Source organism: Hymenobacter chitinivorans DSM 11115 (genome assembly GCF_002797555.1).
Lineage (GTDB): Bacteria > Bacteroidota > Bacteroidia > Cytophagales > Hymenobacteraceae > Hymenobacter > Hymenobacter chitinivorans.
Window position 1 is genome coordinate 472,655 of record NZ_PGFA01000001.1, and the last position, 24,903, is coordinate 497,557.

Here is a 24,903-nt window from a genome sequence, read left to right on the forward strand (position 1 = left end):
CGCCGCATTTTTTATGCGGCGGGCCCGGCCAGAGCCGGCTACGGCACCCGCTTGAGGACCAGGGGCTCGTTTTGTTTGGCGATAATGCGGCGGTTCAGTTCGCGCAGGGCCCCGTATTCCTGGGAGCTGTACTCGGCCCGGTTGAGCTGCAGCCGGGCCGTCAGCTCCACCGACCCCGGCGTGGGCTGGGTCACTTGGTACACGTAGCGGCCGGTGCCCCCGGGAATCTCCATGGTGAGCTTGGCCGGAATTTCCTGCACGATATAGCCCTTGGGCAAGGTGAGGGTAACCACCGTGACATGCTCCCGGGCCATGCCGAAATTGACCGGATAAATGCGGTTTTCGGTTTTGAAATCGTAGGGCAGCGCGTCGGGCAGATTCAAGAGGGGCAGATACAGTAGGGCCGCCTCCGCGTTGGCCGGCGTATGTTGCAGGTGCAGCTCCACGCTGAGGGGCTTGGGCAGCGAGTCGGGCAGTAGCTCGGGCTTGGTGGGCTGCCAGTCCTGCCAGCGCCGGCTGAGCTGGCCCAGGTAGCTGGCCGCCGACGTTTGCCGGATCTGCCGCCGCGCGGCCACGGCAGCGTAGCCCCCGTATTCCAGCTTCACGGTGCCCGTCAGCTCCCCGTTGGGGCTAAGCTGCAGGCGGGCCGTGCGGTAGTCGATGTAGCGGCCGGTGGCTTTGAGCGGCACCCAGCGGCCGGAGGCGTCGGCCAGGCGGCCTTCGCCGTTGAGGCAGCGTTCGGGCAGCATGCCCAGGGGCAGCTGAGGCTCGGTGGCGTCCAGTAGTACATCGGGGCGGCCGGGCAGCTTCAGGTGGGCCGCCACGTAGTTAAACTGGCTGATGACGGGCACGTCCATTTGCACTTGCCCATGGTCGCGGGTGCTCAGCAGCAAAGGGGTGGCGGGCAGGCCGGCGGCGCGCAGGGTTTGCACCAGCAGTAGGTTGATGTCGGCCGAGTTGCCGAGGCGGCGCTCCACGGTGCGGCGCAGGGGCTGCGAGGCGTAAATACGCTGCTCGTCGTTGTAGACCACGCTGCGCTGCACCAGGGCCAGCACGGCGGCCGCCCGGGCCAGCGAGTCGGAGGGGAAGCGCTGCCGCAGCACCTGGGCCTGGGCCTGCAGGGCGGGAGTGGGCTTGGTCATGGCGGCCCCAAACTCGTCGTCGGTGCTGAGCCGCTCCCAAATGCCCTGCCACTGGCCGGTCAGGTCGCGGTAGGTGCCGTCGAAATTGACGCCGGCCAGCTCAAAGTGCACGCTGCGCAAATAGTCGGTGGGCGTGGTCATAAATGGCTCGTCGTGGAAGGCGGGCACATCTTTCATGGCCCAGCGCAACTGCTGGGCCAGGGCCATCAGGTGTTGCTCGGTGCCCTGGATCATGCCCACGCTCTCACTGGTATACGTGGTGGCGTACGGCACCGTCAGCGACTCATTCACCACGAAGGGCAGGTAGCCGCGGGTAATGGTTTTGTAGGTGTAAAACTGGGGCAGGAAAGCGCGGTACTCGCTCCAACGCACCGGAATGCGGTGCTCAAACTGCCAGTCCTGCAGGTTGAAGATGAAGTCGGAGTTGATGACGTAGCTGAACTCCACGATGGAACCCTCGCGCACCTCGGGCATGGTAAAGGTGTACTGCAGATGGTTCTTATCCAGCTCCTCCCGGAACAGCGCATCCGGGTTGAGCTTGGTCTTAACCAGGCGGCCATCCTGCAGGTTGTAGGTCATGCCGCGCAGGCGCACGAGGCGCTCAATCTTGCCGTCGCGCATGTAGAGCGGGACCCGCACGGTGGCGTAGCGGTAGCCGGCTTTGCGGTGAATCCGCAGCCGGGTGGTCCGCTCGAAGATTACCTGAAACTGCCCCCGGCCGCCCTCAATCTTGGACGTGCCGTAGTCGCACAGGTACTCGGCCGGCGCCTGGGTGCTGTCGGCCTGGGGCAGGGGCGTGAAGTCGGCCGCCGTGACGCCGCCGTACACGATGGGCGCCGGCGCCGTCTTCTGGGCCAGTAGGGGAGTGGTAAAAAGCAGTACGGCGGCGGCTAGCCACACTCGGGTAGAGGTTAATATCATACGCAATAGACTGTCGGACAAGGAAAAGTAACCTCAAAGGTGGGGTAAATCCCGCGGCCGGCCAAACGGAATATTAGGCGGTTACGGGCTGCGGCTTCTTCACGCCCCACAGCAGGTAGACCAGGGCCGCTAGCGTGCAGGCGGCGCTCAGAGCGTGCACGTAGGGCAGGTGGCTGGTTTGGTTGGCGAAAATCCAGCCGGCCAGCAGGGCGCCCAGGCCAATGCCGGCTTCGAGGGCAATGTACATGGTGGCCACGGCCCGGCCCCGCCGCGCCGGGTGGCTCAGGTCTACGGTCCAGGCGTAGAGCGTGGGCGAATTCAGGCCCGTGGCTAGGCCAAACAGCAGGGCCGCACCCAGAAACAGGGGCACTGAGTGTTCCACCAGCGTCAGCAGCCCCAGGGCCACGACCATCATGGTGGTCGAAAGGCGCAGCACCGGCAGGCGGCCGTACTTGTCGGAGGCCCGGCCGGCCACCAGCCGCACCAGCAGGGAAGCCAGCGTGTAGCAGGTGTAGAACAAGCCTTTGTGGGCCGCGTCGAGCCCCAGCGCCTCGCTCTGGTCGGGCACCACGGTCAGAATGGCGCCGAACGGAAACAGGCAGAGCATCGTGACCAGGGCCGGCGACAACACCCGGGGCTCCAGCACTTCGTTCCACTCCAGGCGCAGCAGGCTCCAGCTAAAGCGCTGCCGCTGCTCGTGGGGCAGGGTTTCGGTCATGGTGCCCTGCACGGCCAAACTCAGCAGAGCCAGGCCCGACGAAGCATAAAAGAGCGTGTTCAAGGACGTGGCCGCCGTAATGTAGGGCCCCAGGGCCGGGCCCGCGGCCATGCCCAGGGAGCCCGCCACGCCCAGCAGGCCCATGGCCTCACCGCGCCGCTCGTAGGGGATGATGTCGGCAATGAAGGCGGCCGTGCCCGTGGGCTTGAAGCCCGTGCTGAACCCGTGCAGCAGCCGCAGCCCCAGAAACCCCACCACGGTGCTGACCCAAGGGTAGAAAAAGCCACACACGAAGCACACCAACGAGCCGAATACCATCACCGGAATCCGGCCCACGGTATCGGCCAGCTTGCCGCTAAAGGGCCGGGAAAGCCCCGCCGTGAGGGTAAATAAGGCAATGATGAAGCCCTTGTACTCGGCCCCGCCCAGCCGCGTCAGAAAGGCGGGCAGCTCGGGCAGGAGCATGTTGAAGCTCATGAAAAACAGGAACGACGACAAACACATCAGCCAGAAACCGGCCGTGTATACTTTAGGGGGGGTGGGCTGCATGCAGGCAAACTCGATTCGGGCGCAAAGGTCGTAGAAAATCCGGGCGCGGCCGTTGTAGGTGCGAAGAAAGGTCAGGCCCAACAGCGCAAAGCCTCGCGCGAGCTGGCCTTTCTTCGGCTGTCCGCCGCCGGTCATCCCTCATCGGGCGTCCCCAGTGCGAAGGACCTTCTTCGTCTCAGTGACCAACGTTCTTCAACCTGACAGAGCCCTTTGCCGGTTATATGGCAAAGGGCTTTTTGCGTTGGTGTTAGCTCTAGTGGGGTAGGCGAGGAAGGTCCTTCGACTTCGCCTCAGGATGACAGAAGAAAAAAAGGCCAGCCGAAACATGAAACCACGCAGAAGCCCCGGCTGCGTCGGCAACCGGAGCTTCTTTGTGTGCTATTAGGCTAACTGGTGAGGTGCTACGCCGACAGCGTGTCCCGGTGCACGGCAATACCCTGCTTCACGGTCGTAAGCTTTGCTACCTGCTGGGCCATCAGCTCGGTATCGACGCCGATAAAGAAGCGGGTCACCCCCGATGCCAGGCTCTTGGTTTTGCTGAGGCCCGTGCGCTGCACCAGCAGGGCGGCCCGCTCGTTGGTGGCCTCCTGCAGGGTTGCGGCATCTAGGCCCGGGGTAGCCAGCAGAATGTCCTGGGAAGCTATCCGGGCATTCATCTTGACGAGCTTGGCGGCCTTGCGGGTAGCCGTCCACTTGGCGCAGGTATCGGTCAGCTCGCTCTGGGCTTCTTGGGTAGTGTAGGTCTTGATTTGGAAGTCAATTTCGGCCGTGGCCTCGTCGCACATGACGCGGGCAGCCCGGGTGGCCGCTCATCCGAAAACACGTTTTGGGGGTGGCTCCGCTGCTGGGGCACCCGGCGGCAGGTGCAGCAGCAGGGGGCGCAGGGCCAGCCGCAAGTTGGTCGTAAGCTCCCGCCGCCCCGATTCGGCGGAACGAACAATATCCAGGCTTACGCCCAGATAGAGTGCCAACCCAGGCTGATTAAGCCCGAACCAAGCCCGCACCCGGGCTAGCAGATTGGTAGAAGGAAGTACGCGGCGCGGCATAGAAGCTTGTACATAAATAATCAGCTTTTCGAAAATACATGCACAAGTGACAAGCCGATGTTGTACATGTATTTTTTGAATTTGAAAAAATGATGTACAACGTTCAGCACGGCGTGGCGTGAAGCAGCCGCCGCGGCGGGCCTGCCTTTACCCCAGTCGTCCGAAAAGCCAAGAGTTCAGAAAACTCATCGCCAATCCGAGTTTTCTGAACTTTGCAAAGTGAACCAGTTTCTTGAACTCAAACTGGGCCGTAGGGATACTTTGCCATGCAAGCAGGTGTGCATGGGCAGCGGTTCACCCAAAGGAGCATATCCTTGAACAGGTAGCCTCTTACCTTTCCGACATGAAAGCTTTCCCGTTATGCTGGTTAGGTTTGGTGATGTCGGTTGTAGTTGCCCTCTCTGGGTGTTCGGACCCAACAAACGAGCGGCTGACCCAGCAGATTCGACAGCAACTGGCACCGGTACAGTCCTTGCGCGGAGGGCACTTGCTGCTGGACTTAAGCAAGGCAACGGACTTTGCCTGGGACACGGTGTACTTCTTCAAGGGGGAGGAAGGCGGGGAGTATGCTAACGCCAAGATGGGCACCCACTGGGACGGTCCCGACGTGCCCAATCTCTTCACACGCCTAATATTTGTGTACCACCGGAAGGTGGTAGCCTACGCGGACTTCAACAAGCAAACCTCGGTATTAGGCTCTTGGCCCAACAACTTTTCCTTGCCCATCTGGATGTATCAGTGCCCTGAAAAAGGCAATGGCATTGCCCGGGCCGCCGCTCAGTTTGCCGTTTTCCGCTCCTGTGACTACGGCTATGTGAGTTACCCCATGGTTCCGCTCAACTGCCTCGCGCACTTCAGCGACATCGCCACGCAAGTGTGTGATAGTTCCCAAAGTGGTGTTTCCAAAGCCCATTAGACCGTTCAGCCAAACGGTCGTTTTGGTAAGCAGTGGCTTGCTGTTACGTCCGCAAAAGACTTTCGGGTAATTTTATTCCCCCGCTGCTATAATAAGGCTTAGTTCGTGGTTTATAGCCCATAAAAGGGTCTCTGGCTTATGCAAAATTACCCTTTCGCTAAAAACACTGACAGTGCATGCAGCCTACTAGGTTTACTTCTGCATCGCATTATTTTCACCTGCTAATTCCTTGCCGCGCCAGCAGGAGGAAAGTAAACACTACGTTTAGTGTATGAAGCTTCAAGAAATCGTCAAAGTACTCGATGACCAGCCAAATGCCACGCGCCGAGCACTCATTATTGAACACCTCGACGCGCTGGATGTCCGCTATGTTGAGCAGCCCTATGCGAGTGGTAACAATCTGGTGGTCGATCTAGGCCGAACCAAAGGTAAAATCGGCGTCGGTTCTCATTTTGACCGCGTGCTTACTTCAGCCGGTGCTAATGACAATGGCTCGGCCATTGCCGTTTGCCTTGATGTTATTCGCAAGCACCAAGAAGCCCGTAGCAGCGCCGGTCTGCGGGTATTCTTTTTCGACGAAGAGGAAACCGGGTTGAAAGGGTCGCACGCCTACGTTGCCCACTATGGTACCATGAACTTAGCCGGGTTGCTCAACCTGGAATTGGTTGGCATGGGTGATAAACTGGCGTTGTGGCCCGTGGATACTTCGCATAGGGGCTCACTACTCAGCACGTTTGAAGCAGTTGCCCGCCGCCAGGGCGTTAGTACCAACCGGTTTGGCCAACTCATAACCAATACCGCCGACCATGTGCCCTTTCGCCAAGCCGGGCTGCGTGATGCCTTTACTATAACCTGCATTACGGACCAAGATATTGCTGTCGCGCAGCACTATTTCCAGGCCATTGAGCAGCAGGCGGACATATGGGCACTTCGGGAAATTTTAGCGCAAGCCCCACTTTTCAGGCATTATCACCAGCCTACTGATACCTATGAAAAGCTAAGCGAAGCCGCTTTGGCCATGACTTCCGCCGCCGTGTGGGAAACCGTATTAGCCGCCCAGTAAGGTAAACGAGGGGTTGAACATTAGCTATGGGACTTTGTAGGTTTATGTGAAAGTGATGGTAATCAACAATCGAACGGTTTCCTTGGTCGAATACCGTACCGACCGCAACTGGCTAGACCAGTTGCCGCAATGGGGGTGGCTGTGCGTGCTAGTGACCGAGGAGAAGCGCCGCACCTATGCCGATGAAGTGGTTGCCAAACTGTTGCTGCGCGACGTAGCGTGGGTCTGCTCCGTCGGAGCAGCGGGCGAGTGGGTCCACGACTTGCTCGACGAAGAAATTGTTTTTCGAGAGGTCGAAGCTCTATACTTGCCACCGCATGATGTAATGACGACGTGGCACGACGACGTGGAGGAGTGCTTATGGTTCGCACTGTATGCCGCGTGCGATGAGGCCGTTCTCCTCGAACACGTGGCCGTGCTAGACATGACCCAAGGAGCAGCCTTGCCCGCCATAAAGGCGTATCTGGAAACCTTAGCTGCCGCTCAATCTAAATAAGCTAAGCGTGAGCTTGGTCTGCTAACTGTTGCCTGCTCAGCGAAAGGAGGGTTTTTGAACCGTATCAACTAACCGCTTCGGCGCAGGAATTCTCGGTGCGTAACTTACGCATGGTCCAGCCTCGCGCAGGCGGCCGTTTGACCCGGTTAGAACTGCCCCTGAAAATAGGGCAACGTGAAATAGAGAACGGCACCTTGCAGCAGCGTCAGCCCCAGGGTAACGCTCCAGAAAGCGGCTTTGCGGTTTTTATGATGGAGCAATAAAATAGCTGCCCACGCGCCTAGCGCTGCGCCGGGCAGCGTAGCCAGGTGCAGCGTTTTTTCGGCAATGCGCCGCTGGCCTCGTTGGGCTTTGCGTTTATCCAGGGCGAAGAGCAGGAAGCACAGCAAATTGAAAAACAGGAGGCAACTCAAGAGTAGTTTCATGGTGGGGGAGGCGGGCCTTGCTGCGTAGTCTGTTCTGCGTTTCTGGCTGGTCGCGGCACGGTTCTGAACCGGTTGGGTGGGTTCGAAAAGGGGGCCGCAAGGTATGGAGCTGCGTTCAAGAAAACGGTCGGAAAACGAAACGGGGGTAATTTACGGCGATGAAAAAACTAGCTGACTTAACGCAAGACGAAATTGGCCAGCTGTATCCGGTCGAGATTTCTCCTTACGATGCGCAGTGGCCGGTCCTATTTCGGGCCGAGCGGCAGCGGATTGCGGCAGCCCTAGGCCCAGCGAATGTGCGCATCGAGCACTTTGGCAGCACCGCGGTACCAGGCCTGTCGGCGAAAGACACCCTTGACCTACTCATAGAACAGCCTTCCGGAGCAAACGAGCCCGCCGGTTGCATCGCCCGGATGCAGGAAATCGGCTACGAGTTCATGTGGCAGACCGACGGTAATCCGCCCTACCTCGTGTTCGTGAGAGGCTACGACCCGGCCCACCCGAAAGCGCAGACCTACCACGTGCATATGGCCCCACCGGAGCATGCGCTGTGGGACCGGCTCTATTTTCGGGACTACCTGCGCCAGCATCCCGCCGTGGCCCAGGAGTATGCACAACTCAAGCAGGCCTTAGCGGTCCAACACCGGCATGCGCGCGTCGCGTATCGGCTCGCTAAGACCGATTTCGTCACCCGCGTCACCCGCGAGGCGAAGGCCCAGCGGCCAGGCGGGGAGCGGCAGGAGTAACTACTTCTAACCAGTTATCAGGCAGTAGGTGCTGGCAAGGCATGCTCGTTCAGGCAAACGGTCGAATTAGTACTGGCAGCCTAAGTCGCTACGGGCCGCGGTCAGCCCTACCTACCCGTCTATCGGTTCCCTATCTTTAGGGCCGAATCTGCCCCAGCCCCATGCCGTTTATGGAAAGGGTAGTTTTGCGAGACGCTTCGCCGGCCGGTTAACCCCGGCCGATCAGCGCTTCCTACCGTTGTTTCTCCCTTCCACATATCGTGCGCCCTCATCTTGACGGCTGCTACCAACTATGAGATTGTCGGGAAATGGCGTAAAAACATGTACCACCCGGGGCGGCCCCGCCCCATTTACGAGGCTCTATGAGTACCCATTCCACATCTGACACTCCCAGCGCCGCCCCGGGCACGCCACTGATCGGCGTTGTCATGGGCTCCAGCAGCGACTGGGACACCATGCAGCATGCCGTGCAGATTCTCGCGGACTTTGGCGTGGCCCACGAAGCGCGCGTGGTGTCGGCCCACCGCATGCCCGACGACTTGTTTGCCTACGCCGAACAGGCCGGTCCGCGCGGCTTGCAGGCCATCATTGCCGGCGCGGGCGGTGCAGCCCACCTGCCGGGTATGATGGCCGCCAAAACTACCGTGCCCGTGCTGGGGGTGCCGGTGGCCAGTCGCCACTTGCAGGGAGTGGACTCGCTGCACAGCATCGTGCAAATGCCCAAAGGGGTGCCAGTAGCCACGTTTGCCATCGGCAATGCCGGGGCGGCTAATGCCGCGCTGTTCGCCGTCAGCCTGCTGGCCCTGCACGACCCGGGCCTGGCAACCAAGCTGCAGGCGTTTCGCGCCGAACAGACCGAAGCCGCTCGCGCCATGACCCTGCCGGTATGAACGACGGTAGCCACGTTACAGCCATGACCCCCGTTTTTCCGGGCAGTGTGGACGCCGCTGGCCAGCCGGCGACGTTGGGAGTGATGGGGGGCGGCCAGCTGGGCCGGATGTTTGTGCATGCCGCCCAGCGCCTGGGGTACTTTACCGCCGTGCTGGACCCTGACGCGCAAAGCCCGGCCGGGCGGGTGAGTCACCACCATATCCAGACCGGCTACGACGACCCGGCCGGGCTGGTGCAATTGGCCCACCTGTGCCAGGCCATTACCACCGAGTTTGAGAACGTGCCCGCCCTGGCCCTGCAAACACTGGCGCAGACCCGCCCCGTGGCGCCGGGTGCGGCCGTAGTGGGCATTGCCCAAAACCGCATCGAGGAAAAAGCCCACTTCGCGGCCTGCGCGGCCGTGTCGGGGGTAAGCTGCGCGCCTTATGCGGTAATTGAAACGCCGGCCCAGCTGCAGGCCGTTCAGGCCGAGCGGTCTGATTTGCTGCCCGGTATCCTCAAAACCGCGCGCATGGGCTACGACGGCAAGGGCCAGGTCCGCGTCAAGACCGCCGGTGAACTGGCCGCTGCCTGGGCGGAGTTGGGCGGCGTGGCCTGCGTGCTGGAAAAGATGCTGCCGCTTACCGCCGAGTGTTCGGTGCTCGTGGCACGTGGCTGGGACGGGCGAGTCGTCAGCTTCGCCCCGCAGCGCAACGTGCACGTCAACGGCATTTTGGCCGTGACCCACGCCTACGACGGAAATATGCCGTCCGCCCTGGCAACGAGGGCCCGCGAGGCGGCCGTTGCCGTAGCGCATCACCTGGGCTATGTCGGGGTGCTGTGCGTGGAGTTTTTTGTGGTGGACGACGGCAGTGAGCACGGCGGTCTGGTGGTCAACGAAATGGCCCCTCGTCCGCACAACAGCGGCCACTACACCCTCGATGCCTGTGACGTGTCGCAGTTTGACCTGCAGGTGCATGCCATGGCGGGCTTGCCCTTGCCGCAGCCCCGCCAGCATTCCCCGGCCATCATGCTCAACCTGCTGGGCGATGTATGGTTCGCCGCCAGCGGTCAGCAACAGGATCCAGACTGGTACTCCGTGCTGCGCCTGCCGGGGACGCACCTGCATCTGTACGGCAAGGTACAAGCGCGTGCCGGCCGCAAGATGGGCCATCTGACTATCACCGGTCCGGACGTCGCCAGTGTCAAAACCGTGGCGCAGCAGGCTGCTGGTCTGCTCGGCTTGCCGGGGCTGGACGCCATCTAGGTATTCGCGTCTGAACTTGACCGAGCCAGTATCTGCGTTTACATCCTTCACGCTGCACAAAACGAAGCTAATCTATTGGGCCTGCTCAAGCAGCCACCAATCCAGTGTGGCGATTAGCACAAACAAGGTACCATAGATTCGGGCCACCAGGAACTGGCCGGTGAGGAGAGCACGCAGACAAAGCGCCAGTTCGAGGAAGGCAAAGAGTACCGCCACCAACAAAAATACCAGGAGCAGCCCGAGGCTTTCAAACAACCACCCGCTGCCGTACAATATTCCCAGTATGGCCAGCATTACGCCATTGGTCAATAGCACTTCCCCGTAAAGAATAGAAGACAAAGGCGGTTTCATCGAGGCAGTAAGGTACTCAGCAAAACGGTTGTCGCCGTTAACGTTGAGCAGCGGGTGCCGCTCACCGGGCTGTAGGTTCTACTTTCGAAAAGGCCACCAACAACGCTAAAAAAGCCTTACGGCCATAAGCCGAAGCGCGTGAGCAGATTTGGGTAAGGACTAGGCGGAGCTCTACCGCAAAAGGAACGGTACGACTGCTTCTCCTGCCCGAACTCGTGCCGGCCGCGCCGGATACTTCGGCTGCCCTTGCCAAAACAGCCGCCTTCCGACTCCGGAGCAAAGCATAATATGACCCACTACCGCGGAACGTAATACTGTTCACGCCAAGGGTCGTGTCTTTCCACGGGCCAAGCAAACCTCAAACCGTCGTTGTTGCGTCTGCCGCCTCCCGGACTAGTCTGCTACAGGGGCCGAGAGTGCTGGTAGAAAGTTGCTTAAGCTTAGGTCGTACTATAGGGCGGGTTGTATATTTGCTGGAATTATCCAAACCGTTTCTCCCTACTGGGCATTAGCAGCAACTGCTTCCGTCCTGGCCTTCTCCCCCTGGACCTGGCACCCCACACGCTGCATGCAACAACGCTACTCTTGGGCCGCCCGCGCGGCCTACTCCCTACGCCTTTGCCTGGCCGGCTCCGGTCTATTGCTACCCTTGCTGCCCGGCGCGGCGCGGGCGCAGTGCCCCACCGGCACTCGCCTGTACGTGAAAGCCGACCCTACGCTGACGGTCAATGGCACCGGCGAGAGCTGGACCACTGCCTATATCAGTCTCGCCGACGCGCTGGAAAAGGCCCGTACCTGCGCCACCGTGACGGAAATATGGGTGGCCGAGGGCACCTATAAGCCCGCTTTCGACGCCACCGGCACTGCCGCCACTGCGGCCCCGCGCACCCGCACCTTCCTGCTCAAGAGTGGGGTGAGTCTCTACGGCGGCTTCGCGGGCACCGAAGCGGCCTTGGCTGACCGCACGGCCGGCCATGAAACCATCCTCAGCGGGGATTTCAACGGCGACGACGTAACCACTGGCAGTGGCAGCAACCTGGCTATTACGGGCAACAGCGAAAACGCCTACCATGTGCTCCTGGCCACGAACCTTCCCGCCAGCCCGGCCACCGGACTCAGCGGGTTCAGCATCCGCGGCGGCAATGCCGTTGGTGCGCCGATGGTAGCGGGAACGGCAACCTTGCCGCCCGGTTCTGCTGGCGGGCTCGGCAGCAACAGCTCTACGCTCACGCTGACCGACTGCGCGTTTAGCGGCAACGCGGCTCTCAGCGGCGGCGGGCTATACGGCATCTCCTCCGCACTGAAGCTGATTGGCTGCACCTTTAGCAACAATGCCACCACCTCTACGGGCGGCGGCATGGTTTCCGGCACGAGCACCTTGCTGACGCTCTCCGGCTGCACGTTCAGCGGCAACCGGGCGGCTACCAACGGGGGCGGACTCACGAATTCTTCGGCCGCCAATTCCACCTTCACCAACTGTACGTTCAGTAACAACGCGGCCAACAGCGGCGGGGGCATCAACACCGCGGGCGGCACCCTTACTTCGCTGAAGCTAACCGGGTGCCTTTTTAGTGGCAATAAGGCCACGAGCACCTTCGGCGGCGGCATAGCGGCCAGCAGCTCTGCCCCGACGCTGACTAACTGCGTGTTCAGCGGCAACACTGCGGCCACCAACGGCGGCGGCCTGTATAATATCAACGCCTCGCCGGCACTGTTCAGCTGCATCTTTGTCGGCAACGCCGCGGCCGCGGGCGGTGGGGGATATTTTACGGGCAGTTCTTCTTCGTCCACCCTCGTCAACTGCACCCTCACGGGCAACACCGCCACTGGCAACGGGGGCGGGCTCTTCTTTGATACGAGTACCGGGGGGATGGTTCGCAATGCCATTCTCTGGAACAACACCAACACCGCTGCCACACCGGCCCAGCAGAACATCTACAAAGCGACCACCACTGCTTCGCCCAGCGTAAGCAACTCTATTGTGGGCGACTACGTCGCCGGATTCGGCGGGGGTACCACCAATATTTCGGGCTCCAGCTCCACCATCAGCAAGGCCGACCCGCGCTTTGTAAATGCGGCCGACCCCGACGGCCCCGATAATATCTTCGGCACCACCGACGACGGACTGGCCCTGCAAGCCGGCCCAGCCGTGGACCTTGGCAGCAGCGGTACCCCCACCACACCCGTTACCGACATTACCGGGGCGCCCCGCTCCGGCCTGCCCGATGCCGGGGCCTATGAATTTCAATGCGCCGGCGGCACCCGCCTGTACGTGAATGCGGCCGTGACCACGCCGGGCAATGGCGCCACCTGGGCCACGGCCATCGCGCGGCTGTCCGACGCGCTGCGGCTGGCGAAGACCACCGGCGGTTGTGGTGCGACTGTCGTCGAAATATGGGTGGCCGAGGGCACCTACACGCCCGCGTACAACGGCAACACCGTTCCCACGGACTTGCGTACCCGCACCTTCCAGCTCAAGAGTGGGGTGAGCATTTACGGCGGCTTCGCGGGCACTGAGGCAGCCTTGGCCGACCGCACGGCCGGCCACGAGACCGTGCTGAGCGGCGACTTCAACGGCAACGACCAGTACGTGTTCAGCAATAATGCTGAGAATGCCTATTCGGTGCTCACGGGCGCTAGCATTCCTGTCAGTCCGGCCACCGTGCTCGACGGCCTGAGCGTGCGCGGCGGCAACGCCAACGGCGGCACCGCGGCCACCAGCCGGGGCGGCGGGTTCACCAACACCTCCGGCTCGGGCCCGACGCTGACCAACTGCGTGTTCAGCGGCAACTCGGCGCTCATTGGTGGCGGCCTGTACAATGCCTCTGCCACGGTGGTCCTAAGCAATTGCACGTTCAGCGGCAACCGCGCTACTTACGTCGACCCCTTCGGCAATAGCCTTCCCAACAACAGCGGCGGGGGGATGTACAACATTGCCGCGCCGACCATAACCGGCTGCACTTTCAGCGACAACTTGGCCTCTTCCGGCGCCGGGATGTACAACACGTCCTCCTCGCTGACGCTGACCAACTGCACGCTCAGCAACAATCAGGGCGAAGGAATGTACAACGCCAGCGCCTCGCCCACCCTTATGGGCTGCACGCTGAGCAACAACCAGCGCGACGGCATGTACAATACCGCTTCCTCGCCGACGCTGACGGACTGCACACTCAGTAACAACCGCTACAACGGGATGTATAATGAGGCAGCTTCCGCTGCCAGGCTGACCCGCTGCATCCTTAACAACAACCTGTATGGCGGCATGTACAACCATGCCTCCTCGCCGATGCTCACCACCTGCACGTTGAGTGGCAACACGGCCTCCTTTTATAGCCGATTCCAGGGGTATTTCCGCGACGGTGGCGGCGGCATGTATAACGAGGCGGCTTCCTCGCCGGTGCTCACGGGCTGTACCTTCAGCAATAATACCTGCACTTATTACGGTGGCGCGATATTCAATAACGCTTCCTCGCCCCAGCTGACTAATTGCACGTTCGACGGCAACTCCGCACAGAGTGCCGGCGCGATGTTCGGCAATGACGACTCCTCGCCGACGCTAACGGGCTGCACGTTTCGCAACAACACCGCGACCAGCGAAGGCGGTGCGCTGTACTGCTACGGTAACTCCACCCTGACGCTGACCGGCTGTACGTTCAGCGGCAACAGAAGCGCGGCAGCCGGTGGGGCAATCGACGCCGTGAGCGGCACCCAGTTTATACTGACCAATTGCGTCTTCACCAATAACGTGGCCGCCAATTTGGGCGGTGCCATCCAACTAAATCCCGGAATTACGGCGACGCTGACGAACTGCACACTCACCGGCAACAGCGTGACCAAGGTGGGCACCGTTAACGGCTTTACGTATGGCGGGGGCGGCATTTCCACCAATAGTCCGATTACGCTGACCAATTGCATCCTCTGGAATAACACCGGCGGCCCGGCCAACCAGGAGAACCTGTTTGAGTATTCCACTCCCAGCGTCGTCACCGTGGCCAATTCCACGGTCGGCGACTACTCGGCTACGGCCTCTACCTACGCCGCCAAAGCCACCAACATCAGCACGACCGACCCACGGTTTGTGAACGGGGCCAGCCCAGCCGGTCCCGATGCCCTCTTCGGAACCCTCGACGACGGCCTGTCGCTGCTGCCGGGCAGCCCGGCGATTGATGCCAGCGACCCGGCTACGGCCAATACCGCCGGCGCCGACATCGTGGGCAATGCCCGCGTGGCCATTTACGACCAGGGTGCCTACGAGGCGGTGCCGCGCTGCGCGGTGACGGCCGTGGCCCAGGCGGCTACCCTGCTGCTGGCCGCCGACGGTACCGCCACCCTCACGCCCGCCGCCATCGACAACGGCAGCACCTCGGCTTGTACTATCGCGCTACGCAGCGTGACCCCGAACACCTTTACCTGCGCCGACCTGGGCCCGCACGCTGTAACCCTGACCGTGACGGCTCTCGACGGCACGATATCGACCGCCCCGGCCACCGTGACGGTGGGCATTCCGGTACTGACCAGCACCACCTGGACCGGCCGGGCCAGCACCGACCCCGCCGACTGCGCCAACTGGAGCTACGGGCAAGGGCCCACGGCCGGCATCAGCGCCGTTGTTCCGACGGGCCTGACCAACTACCCCGCGCTGGCTACCGGCACCACCGCCGTCAACGACCTGACTATCGACGTCAACAGTCGCCTGACGCTGGCTGGCGGGGCCACGCTGGAAGTGAGCGGCAATTTCCTCAACAACGGCACGGCGGACCTGCTCGGCACGGTGGCTTTCGTGGGCAGCGCCGCTACCCAAACCCTGGGCGGCAGCACGGCCACGCTCTTCAGCGCCCTCACCGTGGCCAAGCCCGCCGGCACCGTGCAGCTGGCCCGCGACCTGACCGTGGCCGGGGCCTTAACCCTGACCAGCGGCACCCTGACGACGACCAGCTACCAGGTAAACCTAGGCAGCACGGCCAGCCTAAGCGAGAGTGAAACCGGCTACGTACTAGGCAAGGTGGCCGTGAACCGGACGCTAGCCCCCGGCACTGCCGAGACTTTCGCCGGCCTGGGCCTGACGCTGACGCCAGCCGCCGGCTCCACCGCACCCGGCGCAACGCTGGTCACGCGCACCACGGGCACGGCCCTGGACCTAACCGGCACGAGCCAGAGCATCCTGCGCAATTTCGACATTCAGCCCGCCACCAATACGGGCCTGGACGTGACAATGGATTTTGCCTACTTCACCCACGAACTCAACGGCATTCCCGCTGCCAACCTGGCCTTGTTGAAGTCAGTGAGTGGCACGGCGCCCTGGATTACGCAGTCGGGTACCACGGCCACCGGCAACGTCGTCACCAAAACCGGCATTGTTGACTTCTCGGTCTGGACGCTGGGCAGCAGCACTAACCCGCTGCCCGTAGAGTTGAAGGCCTTTACAGCCACGCCACAGGGCAGCGGGACCGTGCGTTTGGACTGGGCCACCGCCTCGGAAATGAACAGTAAAGTCTTCGACGTAGAGCGCAGTGCCAACGGCACGAGCTTCGAGCGTATCGGTACGGTGGCCGCGGCAGGCACCAGCAGCACTACCCGCCGCTACATGCTACCGGACGCCGAACTGCCCGCTAGTGCCACCCAGCTCTATTACCGCCTCAAGCAGGTGGACCTAGATGGTACGTTCAGTTACTCGCCCGTGCGCACCGTGAACCTGACAGGTACCGTGGCGACCAGTCTAACCTTGTACCCCAACCCCACCCACGGCGGCGCGGCCACCCTCACGGGGGGCCAGCCGGGTACGGTGGTGACGGTGCTGGACGCGCTGGGCCGCCCGGTGACTTCGGCCACAACTGATGCCGCCGGTACGGCCGCGCTGAAGCTGCCGGCGGGGCTGGCCGCGGGCATTTACGTGGTGCGCAATGGTACCCGCGCTCTGCGCCTGACGGTGGAGTAAGCTCCTGGCACGACGCGGCAGCACCGCAGCACACAGCAAGAGCGGGCCATTTGGTCCGCTCTTGCTGTGTAGGCATCTGGGCAATACCAGGGTCGGGCGCTGGCCTTTAGTGGGACTTACGGATTACTACACAGGCCATGGAAGTGGGGGTTTGCGTTAAAGTAAGTATTGTGTGCCGTTCAACGTGCTATGGTTTCTGCTTGCTGAGAAACCACCAACACTACTAAAAAACTGTTCCGGCCAAGCCGGAACGCTTTAAAGAATCTGGACAAGGACGAGGCGGAAGCTTTAAAGAAAAAGTATCGTAATACAGCTTCTCCCATGCTGCACTCATCCCGGCAGCTTCGGATACCTTCGGCTGCCCCTGCCAAAACGGCCGCCTCTCAACTCCGGCCCGAAGTGTGACGTAGCTCCGGCTATGTCCTGGTTATCCAAAAAGTTTGCGAAAATATCGGCCAAGCGGCCCCGGCCCGACGGCAAGCCGGCCCTGAGTGTGCGCGAAAGGGTGTCGGCCCTAAAAAACCTGCCCGAGTTTCTGCGCCTGATCTGGGAAACCAGCCCGGGCCTGACCCTGGGCAACATCGGGCTGCGCCTGCTGCGGGCCGCCTTGCCGGTGGCCATGCTCTATGTGGCCCGCCTGATTCTGGATACTGTTATCGGCCTTTCGCGCCAGCCGGGCGGCTCGGTTACGCCCATTATCGGGCTGGTGGGGCTGGAATTCGGTTTGGCTATTCTCTCCGACGTGCTGGGCCGGGGTGTGGCTCTGCTCGATAGTCTGCTCGGCGACCTGTTTGCCAACCGCTCCTCGGTGCGCCTGATGGAGCACGCCGGCCAGCTCGACCTCGACCAGTTCGAAGACAGTGTGTTCTACGACAAGCTCGAAAGGGCCCGCCGCCAGACACTTTCCCGCACGGTGCTCATGTCGCAGGTTCTGTCTCAGGCCCAGGATATCATCACGATGGTGTTTCTGGCCGTGGGGTTGGCCGCTTTCAATCCGTGGCTGCTGCTGTTGCTGCTGGTGGCGGTAGTGCCGGCGTTTTTGGGCGAGTCGCACTTTAATGAGCGTAGCTATTCGCTGGTGCACGGCTGGACGCCCGAGCGCCGGGAGCTGGACTACCTGCGCCAGACCGGGGCTTCCGACGAAACGGCCAAGGAAGTAAAGATTTTCGGGCTGTCAGGCTTTCTGATTGAGCGGTTCCGAACCCTGTCCGCCGAGTTTTACCAGAAAAACAAAGCCCTCGTGGTGCGGCGGGCCGGCTGGGGGGCGCTGTTTGCCGCCGTGGGCGCGGCCGGCTACTACGCGGCCTACCTCTACATCATTGCCCAGGCCATCCGGGGCCATATTTCCATCGGGCAGCTCACATTCTTGTCGGGTTCTTTTGCCCGGATGCGGGGCTTGCTGGAAGGCATTTTGAGTCGGTTTAGCAGCGTGGCCGAAGGCGCGCTCTACCTGCAGGATTTCTTCGACTTCTTCCACTTGCAGCCCCGCATCGTGCGGGCCGAGGGCCAGGCGGTGCGGCCGTTTCCGCGGCCGATTCGGCGGGGCTTCGAATTTGAAAATGTAGGCTTTCAGTACCGTGGCTCTAGTAAGTGGGCCATTCGCAACCTGAACTTCACGCTGCGGGCCGGCGAAAAGCTGGCCCTGGTGGGCGAAAACGGGGCCGGCAAAACCACGCTGGTCAAGCTGCTCAGCCGCCTCTACGACCCCACGGAAGGCCGCATCCTGCTCGACGGCCACGATTTGCGCGAGTATGACCCGGCCGAGCTGCGCCAGGAAATCGGGGTGATTTTCCAGGACTTCGTGCGGTTTCAGCTCTCGGCCAGCCAAAACCTGGCCGTGGGCCGCATCGAGGAAAAGGAAAACCAGGGCCGGATTCAGTCGGCCGCGGCCCAGAGCCTGGCCGACACCGTAATTAAGAAGCTGCCCGCCGGCTACGAGCAGATGATTGGCCGCCGCTTCGCCGGGGGCGTGGACCTGAGCGGGGGCGAGTGGCAGAAAATTGCGTTGGGCCGGGCCTACATGCGCGATGCCCAGCTGCTGATTCTCGACGAGCCCACCGCTGCCCTCGACGCTCGGGCCGAGCACGAGGTCTTCCAGCGCTTCGCCGACCTGACCCAGGGCAAGACGGCCGTGCTTATTTCCCACCGCTTCAGCACCGTGCGCATGGCCGACCGAATTCTGGTAATTGAGAACGGGCAGTTTGTCGAAATCGGCTCCCACGAGGAGCTGCTGGCCCGCAATGGCCGCTACGCCGAGCTGTTTGCCCTGCAGGCCGCCGGGTATCGGTAGGATACAACTGCCGGGCTAGAACCCCGCTGCCGACGGCAGAAAGCCCGAAAACAAAATTTTTTGCGACTTTTTTGCCGGCAAATCAATACATAAGGGTCTAGGATATCGTATCTTAGGATGAACATCCCCCCAAGTGATTTGCTGCGCATGAAACGGACTTCTATTCTGCTTTTCGGGCTTGCCCTGGCTCTTTCCGGCTGTTTTGCGGCCCGGGAGGCCCGTATCGAGTCTGATTATAGTTATACCGGCAACTTCCGCCGCTACCGCACTTACGAGTTTGTTACGGGCCAGGGCCTGGCCGCCGATTCCAGTAAGCTGGGCGAGATTCTGCGCGACGCTATCCGGACGCGCATGCGGGTGCAGGGCTACAAGCCGGCTCGCAACCGTCCCGATTTGCTGGTAATGTTCCGGCTCTTTGAGGGCGACATGGCGTTCCGCGGCTACGCCCAGGAAGACATGACCCGCTGGATGACCTCGGGGATGGTGGAAGACGACGAAACGCCCAAAGAAGTGCGGCAGGGCTACCAACCCGTGCGCATGGTGCTGGCCGAAGGCACCCTGTTGGTCACCCTCATCGACAACCGCACCAACCGCGCCGTCTGGAATGGCTACGCCTCGGGCGTAACCGTGCCGCCCGGGCCCCAAGGTGAGATGATACTGCGCCGCTCCGTGCGCTCCATCTTCGACCAGTACCACGTCTTCACCGAAGGCTACCTCGAAGGAGCTAGTCAGTAGTAAGACTAATTAACCGTCATATCTCGCTAGGGCTCGACATGACGGTCTTTTTTGCTGCAACGAAGCGGTAGAGATGCTTCGACTGCGCTACGCTGTGCTCAGCATGACGGTCTTTCAACCGCCGTTGCGCACCTGAATCAGCTCGGCGGCCACGCTGATGGCAATTTCCTCGGGCGTACGGCTGTGAATCGGAATTCCGATGGGGGCGCGCAGGTGGGCCAGCTCCGCGGCAGAGTAGCCCGACGCAAGCAGGCTGCCCAGCAGCTCCTTTATTTTGGCCGCGCTACCCATCAGGCCCAGATACTTCACCTGATGACTTAGCAGCTGGCGCAGGGCCACTTCGTCGGGCCGGTAGCCGAAGGTCATAATCACCACGTACTGGTTGAGTCCCTGCGGCACCTGTTCGGCCAGGGTGTCGTACTGCACGGTGCGCTTGTGGTGGGCGTAGGGGTTTTGCTGGTGGGTATTGAGTCCGGCCCGGTCGTCGAGCACCGTTATTTCGAAATCGAGCGTGGCCGCCACCCGCGACAAGGCCAGGGCCACGTGCCCACCGCCCACGATGGTCAGAAAGTCCCGAAAACCCAACTGCTCGCGGTATTCCCAGTCGGGGCCGGGGCGGTAGGCATAAAAATCAGCGCCAGCATCGGCTGTAGCCACAACTAGGCCAGTAGCCGTGATGCGTAGCGCAGCCCGTTGGAACTGCTCCAAAGTATTTACTGTGGCTTCCACTTGTGGCAAATCGGTGGAGGGCACGGGGTAGAGCAGCAGTACCTGCTCGCCCGAGCAAATCATGCCGGAGCGGTCCTCGGGGGCTTCCTTGCGGTGAATTTGGGGCCGAATCATTAACTCCGCATTGGCCTCCTGCATCCGGGCCCGGGCCAGCTCCACAAACTTGTGTTCCATGATGCCGCCACCGATAGAGCCGGCCATGCCATCGGCGGCAACGCTCATCTTAAAGCCCTGCCGGCCCGGACTGCTGCCCGAGCTGCTCAGCACGCACAGCAGCGTTACGGGCTGGTTTCGGCGCAGACAGTCGGCCACGTGCTGCCACACGGGAAAGTCGCGCGGGAGGGAAGGGGAAGCGGAAAACGGCGCCACAAAATTAGACTCAAAAGTAAAAGGCCCGGGCGGCCCGCCTTTTTGCAAAGCCGGTCCGCCCGGGCCAACAATGAAACGCTAGGCTACCGTGGCACCGGGTGTGAGCTGCACCACTTCCTCGGCCACGCCGCTGGGGTAGAGGTTGAGCAAAGCCTTTTCGGGGGTAATGGGCGCCGAAAATGCGGGTCGGTGGCTGGGCCGGAAGGCGCTGATGGCGTCGCGCACCGCGAAATAGGCCCCAATGCCGTACATCAGCGGCGGCTCCCCCACGGCCTTGGACCGCAGGATGGCCCGCGGGTGGCCCGGCGTATCGAGAAAATGCACGTCGATACGCTGGGGCACAGAGTACAGGTCCGGGATTTTGTAGCTGTTGAGCGAGTTGCTGAGCAGGCGGCCTTCCTCGTTGTAAATCAGCTCTTCCATCGTCATCCAGCCAATGCCCTGCACCGCCCCGCCCTCAATCTGGCCCTGGTCGATATGCGGGTTCATACTCTCGCCGAAGTCGTGCACGATGCGCAACGCATCGAAGGTATAGGTGCCGCGCAGGCAGTCGAGCGTCACGGTGGTGTAGGCCGTGCCGTAGACGTGGTAAGCAAACGGGTAGCCCTGGTTCGTGACCGGGTCGAAGTGAATGTCGGGGGTGGCGTAGTGGGCGTTTTCGGTCAGGTTGACCCGCTTCCAGTACGCCGACGACACCAGCTTGTCCCAGTTCGTATCGGCCGGAATGCCGGCGGCCAGCACCTCTTCGTCCCGGATTTCCAGCCCTTCGTAATTCAGCGTGTATTCCAGCACGGCGTGGCGCAAAAGTCGCTCCCGCAGGGCCTCACAAGCCATTTGGGTAGCCTTGCCATTCAAATCAGCGGTGGCGCTGGCCGCCGATGGGGAAGTGTTGGCCACCCGCGTCGTGTTCGTCGATTCGACCTTGATGCGGTTAATCGAGATGCCCAGCGTCTGGGCCGCTACCTGGGCAATTTTGGTGTTCACGCCCTGACCCATTTCCACCGCGCCGGTGCTCACGCCCACCGAGCCGTCGGTGTAGATGTGTACCAGGGCCCGGGCCTGGTTCATCGGCGTTTTGGTGAAGGAAATACCGAAGCAAATCGGCATCACCGACAAGCCCTTTTTCAAACGCTCATTCTGCTGATTAAACGCGTCTACCTCCGCGCGCAGCTTGGGTAGGTCGTAGAGCTGAGCGGCCGTGTCCCAGGCCAGCTCGGCGTTGCACATTTCAGCCGGCTGCCGGTACGAGAACAGGTCGTTTTCGCGCAGCAGGTTGCGCCGCTGAATCTCGCTGGGGGCCACGCCCAGGGTTTCGGCCGCCTTCACAATGGCCGACTCCATCACGAACATGCCCTGTGGACCACCGAAGCCCCGAAACGCCGTGTTGGGGGGTAAGTTGGTGCGGCAGCTGTAGGCCGTGGCCCGCACGTTGGGCACGAAATAGGCGTTGGTAGCGTGAAACAGCGTCCGTTCCAGCACCGCCGGCGACAAATCGGCGGCGGCCCCGGCGTTCTGGTAAAAGGTGACTTCGTAGGCCAGAATCCGCAGGTTTTCGTCGAGGCCGATGCGGAAGTCGGACGAGTAGGGGTGGCGCTTGCCGGTCATGCGCATATCGGCCATCCGGTCGAGGACCAGCTTCACGGGGCGGCGCACCACGAAGGCGCCCAGCGCGGCCAGGGCGCCCCAGGTCGTGGCCTGGTCTTCCTTGCCGCCGAAGCCGCCGCCGAGGCGGGTCACGTCGACTTCCACCTGGTGCATGCCCACGCCCAGCACGTGGGCCGTGTGGCGCTGCACGGCCGTGGGGCCCTGGGTCGAAGAAATGATGCGCACCCCGCCCATTTCGGTTGGGAAGGCGTAGGCACCCTGGGTTTCGATGTAGAGGTGTTCCTGCCCGCCGGATTCGGCTTCGCCCTCGAAAATGTGGGCGCACTGGCTCCACACGGCGTCCGGGTCGCCGAGGCTGAAGGTGCGGGGCGGCACGATCAGCTCGCCCTGGGCCGCGGCCACGCGCGGGTCGGTGATGATGGGCAGCGGATCAACATCGACGCGGATAAGGGCCAGGGCGGCCTGGGCCTGGTGCTCGGTATCGGCCAGCACCAGGGCCACGGGCTGCCCGCGGAAGTGGACGTGGCCCTCGGCCAGCAGAGGTTCGTCGGGCACAATACCACCAATCTGGTTGTCGCCGGGAATGTCGGCCGCCGTCAGGATGCGGTACACGCCGGGCGCGTTCAGGGCGTCGCTCAGGTCGAGACCATTGAGCACACCGTGAGCCAGCGGCGACTCGAACACGGCCGCGTACAGGGTGCCTTGCTGCACCGGAACATCATCCAGGTATTGGGATTCGCCGCGCACGTGGCGCACCGGGTCGAGGTGATTCATGGGAGGAAGTAGTCGGGAAGAAAAGCAGGCCGGTGGGAGCTGCCGTTCGAGGGTGGTTCAAAAAGGTTGGAGCGTCAGAAAGGCCCGCGGGAGAAATCTTGCGGGCAATATCCTCTGTCATCCTGAGCAAAGCGAAGGTCCTTCCTGGCCTTGGTGACAAGTTTCCTTCAACGTCAGGCCCAGTGCCGCATCAGCAACAAAAGGCATTGGTGCATTGGTATAACCTTCAGTGGGCTAGGGGGGCAGGTCCTTCGGCTGCGCCGCAGGATGACAGCCTAAACAACGTCAGCACGCGAGATTCTTCGGGCTCTACTTGATGCGCAGAATGCTCGGAACGACAGTCTGTTTACACCAGCTCGCGGAAGCTGAGGCGCTCGGGGAAAAACTGCAGGAAGTGGGCAAACAGCAGTTGGCGCAGCAGCAGGCGCTTGTATTCCACCGTGCCGCGGGCGTCGCTGATGGGACTGATTTCGGTCTGGGCAATTTCGTGGGCCGCGGCTACGGTGTCGGCCGTAATTTCCTTGCCCGCCAGATAGGCTGAGGTGCGGGCCAGCAGCAGGGGCGTGGGCCCGACGCCGCCGGCCGAAACCCGGGCTTCCTGCACAAAGCCGTTATCCGCCCGCAGCCACATGGCCGAGTTGACGCTGGCAATATCGAGGTGGGTGCGCTTGGATACTTTTTCGAAGTTGAACAAGTCGCCGGGCTGGGGAGCTGTAAAGCGAATGTCCAGCACCTGCTCGTCGGCCGTTTTGGTTAGGGTTTTGTAGCCGCTGTAGAGCTCCCGCAGCGGAATTTCCCGGCTCGGCCGGCCCAGGGCACCCACCGTTACGGTAGCATTCAGGGCCAGGAAAAAGATGGTCAAATCACCGATGGGCGAGGCGTTGATGAAGTTGCCGGCCACCGTGCCCATGTTGCGAATCGGCGTGGAGGATACCAGCTTCATGTAGCCGTGCAAGCCGGGAAACAGCTCCTGCATAAGCGGGGAGGAGCGCAGGTTTTCGGCCGTGGTAGCGGCGCCCAATACCACCCGGCCGTCGGCTTCGCGGCGGATGCCACGCAAATCGGGCTGGTCGTAGAGCAGCTGCACGGGCACGGCCCGCACGTGCTCGGGGCGCTGCACCAGGAGGTCGGTGCCGCCGCCCAGGAGCTGGTTGTTGGTTGCTGGTTGTTGGTTGCTGGCCTGGTTCTGCAGCTCGGCTTTCAGGGCCTGCAGGCGGGCGGGAATGTCCTTGAAGTAAGTCGGTACAAACTGCTTTTCGCTGAGCCAGTCCACCACGTTGCTGGCGGGGCGCTCGGCCAGCTGCGCGGTGAGCTGGGCCGTAGCCCGCTCCAGCGACTTATAGCCGGTGCAGCGGCAGATGTTGCCGTCGATGGCGGCCAGACCGGTTTCGGTGGTGGCGGGCTTGGAACTCATACTGTGGCCGGTGAGCGACATGACGAAGCCCACGGTGCAGAAGCCGCACTGCGAGCCGCCTTCCTGCACAATGGCCTGCTGCACGGGCGTGAGCGTGCCGGCCGCGGCATTGATGCCTTCCACCGTGACGATGTGCTTGCCCTGGGCATTGCCCAGCGGCGTCAGGCAGGACGTCATCGACTGGTACTGCAAGCTGCCGTCGGGCTGCAATTCGCCCACCAGTACGGTGCAGGCCCCACAGTCGCCCTCCCGGCAGCCGATTTTGGTGCCTTTCAGGTGCTGCTGGTAGCGCACAAAATCCAGGAGCGTACTGCCCGCGGGCTGGTCGGTGCGGATACGCTGATTGTTAAGGTAAAAATGGAGCATGCGGAGAGAAAAAAACCAAAGCCAAGAGCGGAAGTTAGTAAAAAGTCGGCACGCGGTAAAGTGTCGGCGCCGGGCGGGCCGCCTACCGCGTGGTTTGGCCCTGGGCCCGCCGGGTTCAGTAAGCACGAAAAAGCCCGCCGCCCCAAACGGGCCAGCGGGCTTGCCTGGCTGATTAA

Annotated in this window: 17 protein-coding genes; 9 read left to right on the forward strand and 8 right to left on the reverse strand. The window is 62.0% G+C overall.

Going from position 1 to position 24,903, the window contains the following annotated elements; all coding sequences use genetic code 11:
- Nucleotides 1–38: 38 nt before the first annotated feature.
- From CLV45_RS01805 to CLV45_RS01815, 3 genes are all read right to left on the reverse strand, one after another.
- On the reverse strand, nt 39–2,063 hold the full coding sequence (locus CLV45_RS01805) for a DUF3857 domain-containing protein (protein WP_100334689.1): 2,025 nt from the start codon (nt 2,061–2,063) through the stop codon (nt 39–41).
- Nucleotides 2,064–2,136: 73 nt separating this feature from the next.
- Nucleotides 2,137–3,330: an MFS transporter gene (locus tag CLV45_RS01810; RefSeq protein WP_100336922.1), complete on the reverse strand. Its 1,194-nt coding sequence runs from the start codon at nt 3,328–3,330 to the stop codon at nt 2,137–2,139.
- Between the two features lie 401 nt (nt 3,331–3,731).
- Entirely contained in the window at nt 3,732–4,115 is a 384-nt protein-coding gene (locus tag CLV45_RS01815; protein WP_100334690.1) for a hypothetical protein, read from the reverse strand.
- Between the two features lie 604 nt (nt 4,116–4,719).
- On the opposite strand from CLV45_RS01815, the gene CLV45_RS01820 reads away from it, so the two are divergent.
- The 3 genes from CLV45_RS01820 to CLV45_RS01830 all read left to right on the forward strand — a co-directional run bounded on the left by CLV45_RS01820 (nt 4,720) and on the right by CLV45_RS01830 (nt 6,851).
- Nucleotides 4,720–5,292, forward strand: a complete 573-nt coding sequence (locus tag CLV45_RS01820) for a hypothetical protein (protein ID WP_100334691.1) — start codon at nt 4,720–4,722, stop codon at nt 5,290–5,292.
- Nucleotides 5,293–5,563: 271 nt separating this feature from the next.
- Nucleotides 5,564–6,355 (forward strand): M28 family peptidase, encoded by a 792-nt coding sequence (locus tag CLV45_RS01825; protein WP_100334692.1) that lies wholly within the window; start codon nt 5,564–5,566, stop codon nt 6,353–6,355.
- 55 nt (nt 6,356–6,410) lie between these two features.
- Nucleotides 6,411–6,851 carry a DUF7684 family protein gene (locus CLV45_RS01830; protein WP_100334693.1) on the forward strand — a complete coding sequence of 147 codons (441 nt, stop codon included), beginning with the start codon at nt 6,411–6,413 and terminating at the stop codon, nt 6,849–6,851.
- Between the two features lie 146 nt (nt 6,852–6,997).
- Here CLV45_RS01830 and CLV45_RS01835 read toward each other — a convergent pair whose 3' ends face one another.
- Nucleotides 6,998–7,276: a DUF1294 domain-containing protein gene (locus CLV45_RS01835; protein ID WP_100334694.1), complete on the reverse strand. Its 279-nt coding sequence runs from the start codon at nt 7,274–7,276 to the stop codon at nt 6,998–7,000.
- Between the two features lie 158 nt (nt 7,277–7,434).
- Here CLV45_RS01835 and CLV45_RS01840 point away from each other — a divergent pair, with 158 nt between their 5' ends.
- From CLV45_RS01840 to CLV45_RS01850, 3 genes are all read left to right on the forward strand, one after another.
- Complete coding sequence (locus CLV45_RS01840) at nt 7,435–8,022, forward strand: GrpB family protein (protein WP_100334695.1); 588 nt, start codon at nt 7,435–7,437, stop codon at nt 8,020–8,022.
- Nucleotides 8,023–8,384: 362 nt separating this feature from the next.
- The gene (gene purE / locus CLV45_RS01845; protein ID WP_100334696.1) at nt 8,385–8,912 is read left to right on the forward strand and encodes a 5-(carboxyamino)imidazole ribonucleotide mutase; all 528 of its coding nucleotides are present in this window, start codon (nt 8,385–8,387) and stop codon (nt 8,910–8,912) included.
- A gap of 23 nt (nt 8,913–8,935) precedes the next feature.
- Entirely contained in the window at nt 8,936–10,159 is a 1,224-nt protein-coding gene (locus tag CLV45_RS01850; protein WP_100334697.1) for a 5-(carboxyamino)imidazole ribonucleotide synthase, read from the forward strand.
- Between the two features lie 72 nt (nt 10,160–10,231).
- Here the strand turns inward: CLV45_RS01850 and CLV45_RS01855 are convergent, their stop codons facing one another.
- A complete protein-coding gene (locus CLV45_RS01855) occupies nt 10,232–10,510 on the reverse strand; it encodes a hypothetical protein (RefSeq protein WP_100334698.1) in 279 nt (92 codons plus the stop codon).
- Between the two features lie 568 nt (nt 10,511–11,078).
- On the opposite strand from CLV45_RS01855, the gene CLV45_RS01860 reads away from it, so the two are divergent.
- The 3 genes from CLV45_RS01860 (at nt 11,079) to CLV45_RS01870 (ending at nt 19,470) form a co-directional block, all read left to right on the forward strand.
- Entirely contained in the window at nt 11,079–16,445 is a 5,367-nt protein-coding gene (locus CLV45_RS01860) for a right-handed parallel beta-helix repeat-containing protein (RefSeq protein WP_100334699.1), read from the forward strand.
- 418 nt (nt 16,446–16,863) lie between these two features.
- The gene (locus tag CLV45_RS01865) at nt 16,864–18,735 is read left to right on the forward strand and encodes an ABC transporter ATP-binding protein (RefSeq protein WP_100334700.1); all 1,872 of its coding nucleotides are present in this window, start codon (nt 16,864–16,866) and stop codon (nt 18,733–18,735) included.
- A gap of 147 nt (nt 18,736–18,882) precedes the next feature.
- Nucleotides 18,883–19,470, forward strand: coding sequence for a DUF4136 domain-containing protein (locus CLV45_RS01870; protein WP_157807229.1), 588 nt, complete (start codon nt 18,883–18,885; stop codon nt 19,468–19,470).
- A gap of 114 nt (nt 19,471–19,584) precedes the next feature.
- Here the strand turns inward: CLV45_RS01870 and CLV45_RS01875 are convergent, their stop codons facing one another.
- From CLV45_RS01875 to CLV45_RS01885, 3 genes are all read right to left on the reverse strand, one after another.
- Complete coding sequence (locus CLV45_RS01875) at nt 19,585–20,568, reverse strand: XdhC family protein (protein ID WP_157807230.1); 984 nt, start codon at nt 20,566–20,568, stop codon at nt 19,585–19,587.
- A gap of 78 nt (nt 20,569–20,646) precedes the next feature.
- Complete coding sequence (locus CLV45_RS01880) at nt 20,647–22,947, reverse strand: xanthine dehydrogenase molybdopterin binding subunit (RefSeq protein WP_100334703.1); 2,301 nt, start codon at nt 22,945–22,947, stop codon at nt 20,647–20,649.
- Nucleotides 22,948–23,293: 346 nt separating this feature from the next.
- Nucleotides 23,294–24,727 carry an FAD binding domain-containing protein gene (locus CLV45_RS01885; protein ID WP_100334704.1) on the reverse strand — a complete coding sequence of 478 codons (1,434 nt, stop codon included), beginning with the start codon at nt 24,725–24,727 and terminating at the stop codon, nt 23,294–23,296.
- Nucleotides 24,728–24,903 lie beyond the last annotated feature (176 nt).

Coding starts and splice junctions, on each gene's coding strand:
- CLV45_RS01810 (WP_100336922.1), bottom strand. CDS start 3,330: ATGCAGCCCACCCCCCCTAAAGTATACACGGCCGGTTTCTGGCTGATG.
- CLV45_RS01850 (WP_100334697.1), top strand. CDS start 8,936: ATGACCCCCGTTTTTCCGGGCAGTGTGGACGCCGCTGGCCAGCCGGCG.
- CLV45_RS01885 (WP_100334704.1), bottom strand. CDS start 24,727: ATGCTCCATTTTTACCTTAACAATCAGCGTATCCGCACCGACCAGCCC.
- CLV45_RS01880 (WP_100334703.1), bottom strand. CDS start 22,947: ATGAATCACCTCGACCCGGTGCGCCACGTGCGCGGCGAATCCCAATAC.
- CLV45_RS01805 (WP_100334689.1), bottom strand. CDS start 2,063: ATGATATTAACCTCTACCCGAGTGTGGCTAGCCGCCGCCGTACTGCTT.
- CLV45_RS01840 (WP_100334695.1), top strand. CDS start 7,435: ATGAAAAAACTAGCTGACTTAACGCAAGACGAAATTGGCCAGCTGTAT.
- CLV45_RS01865 (WP_100334700.1), top strand. CDS start 16,864: ATGTCCTGGTTATCCAAAAAGTTTGCGAAAATATCGGCCAAGCGGCCC.
- CLV45_RS01855 (WP_100334698.1), bottom strand. CDS start 10,510: ATGAAACCGCCTTTGTCTTCTATTCTTTACGGGGAAGTGCTATTGACC.
- CLV45_RS01860 (WP_100334699.1), top strand. CDS start 11,079: ATGCAACAACGCTACTCTTGGGCCGCCCGCGCGGCCTACTCCCTACGC.
- CLV45_RS01815 (WP_100334690.1), bottom strand. CDS start 4,115: ATGTGCGACGAGGCCACGGCCGAAATTGACTTCCAAATCAAGACCTAC.
- CLV45_RS01820 (WP_100334691.1), top strand. CDS start 4,720: ATGAAAGCTTTCCCGTTATGCTGGTTAGGTTTGGTGATGTCGGTTGTA.
- CLV45_RS01825 (WP_100334692.1), top strand. CDS start 5,564: ATGAAGCTTCAAGAAATCGTCAAAGTACTCGATGACCAGCCAAATGCC.
- CLV45_RS01870 (WP_157807229.1), top strand. CDS start 18,883: ATGAAACGGACTTCTATTCTGCTTTTCGGGCTTGCCCTGGCTCTTTCC.
- purE (WP_100334696.1), top strand. CDS start 8,385: ATGAGTACCCATTCCACATCTGACACTCCCAGCGCCGCCCCGGGCACG.
- CLV45_RS01835 (WP_100334694.1), bottom strand. CDS start 7,276: ATGAAACTACTCTTGAGTTGCCTCCTGTTTTTCAATTTGCTGTGCTTC.
- CLV45_RS01830 (WP_100334693.1), top strand. CDS start 6,411: ATGGTAATCAACAATCGAACGGTTTCCTTGGTCGAATACCGTACCGAC.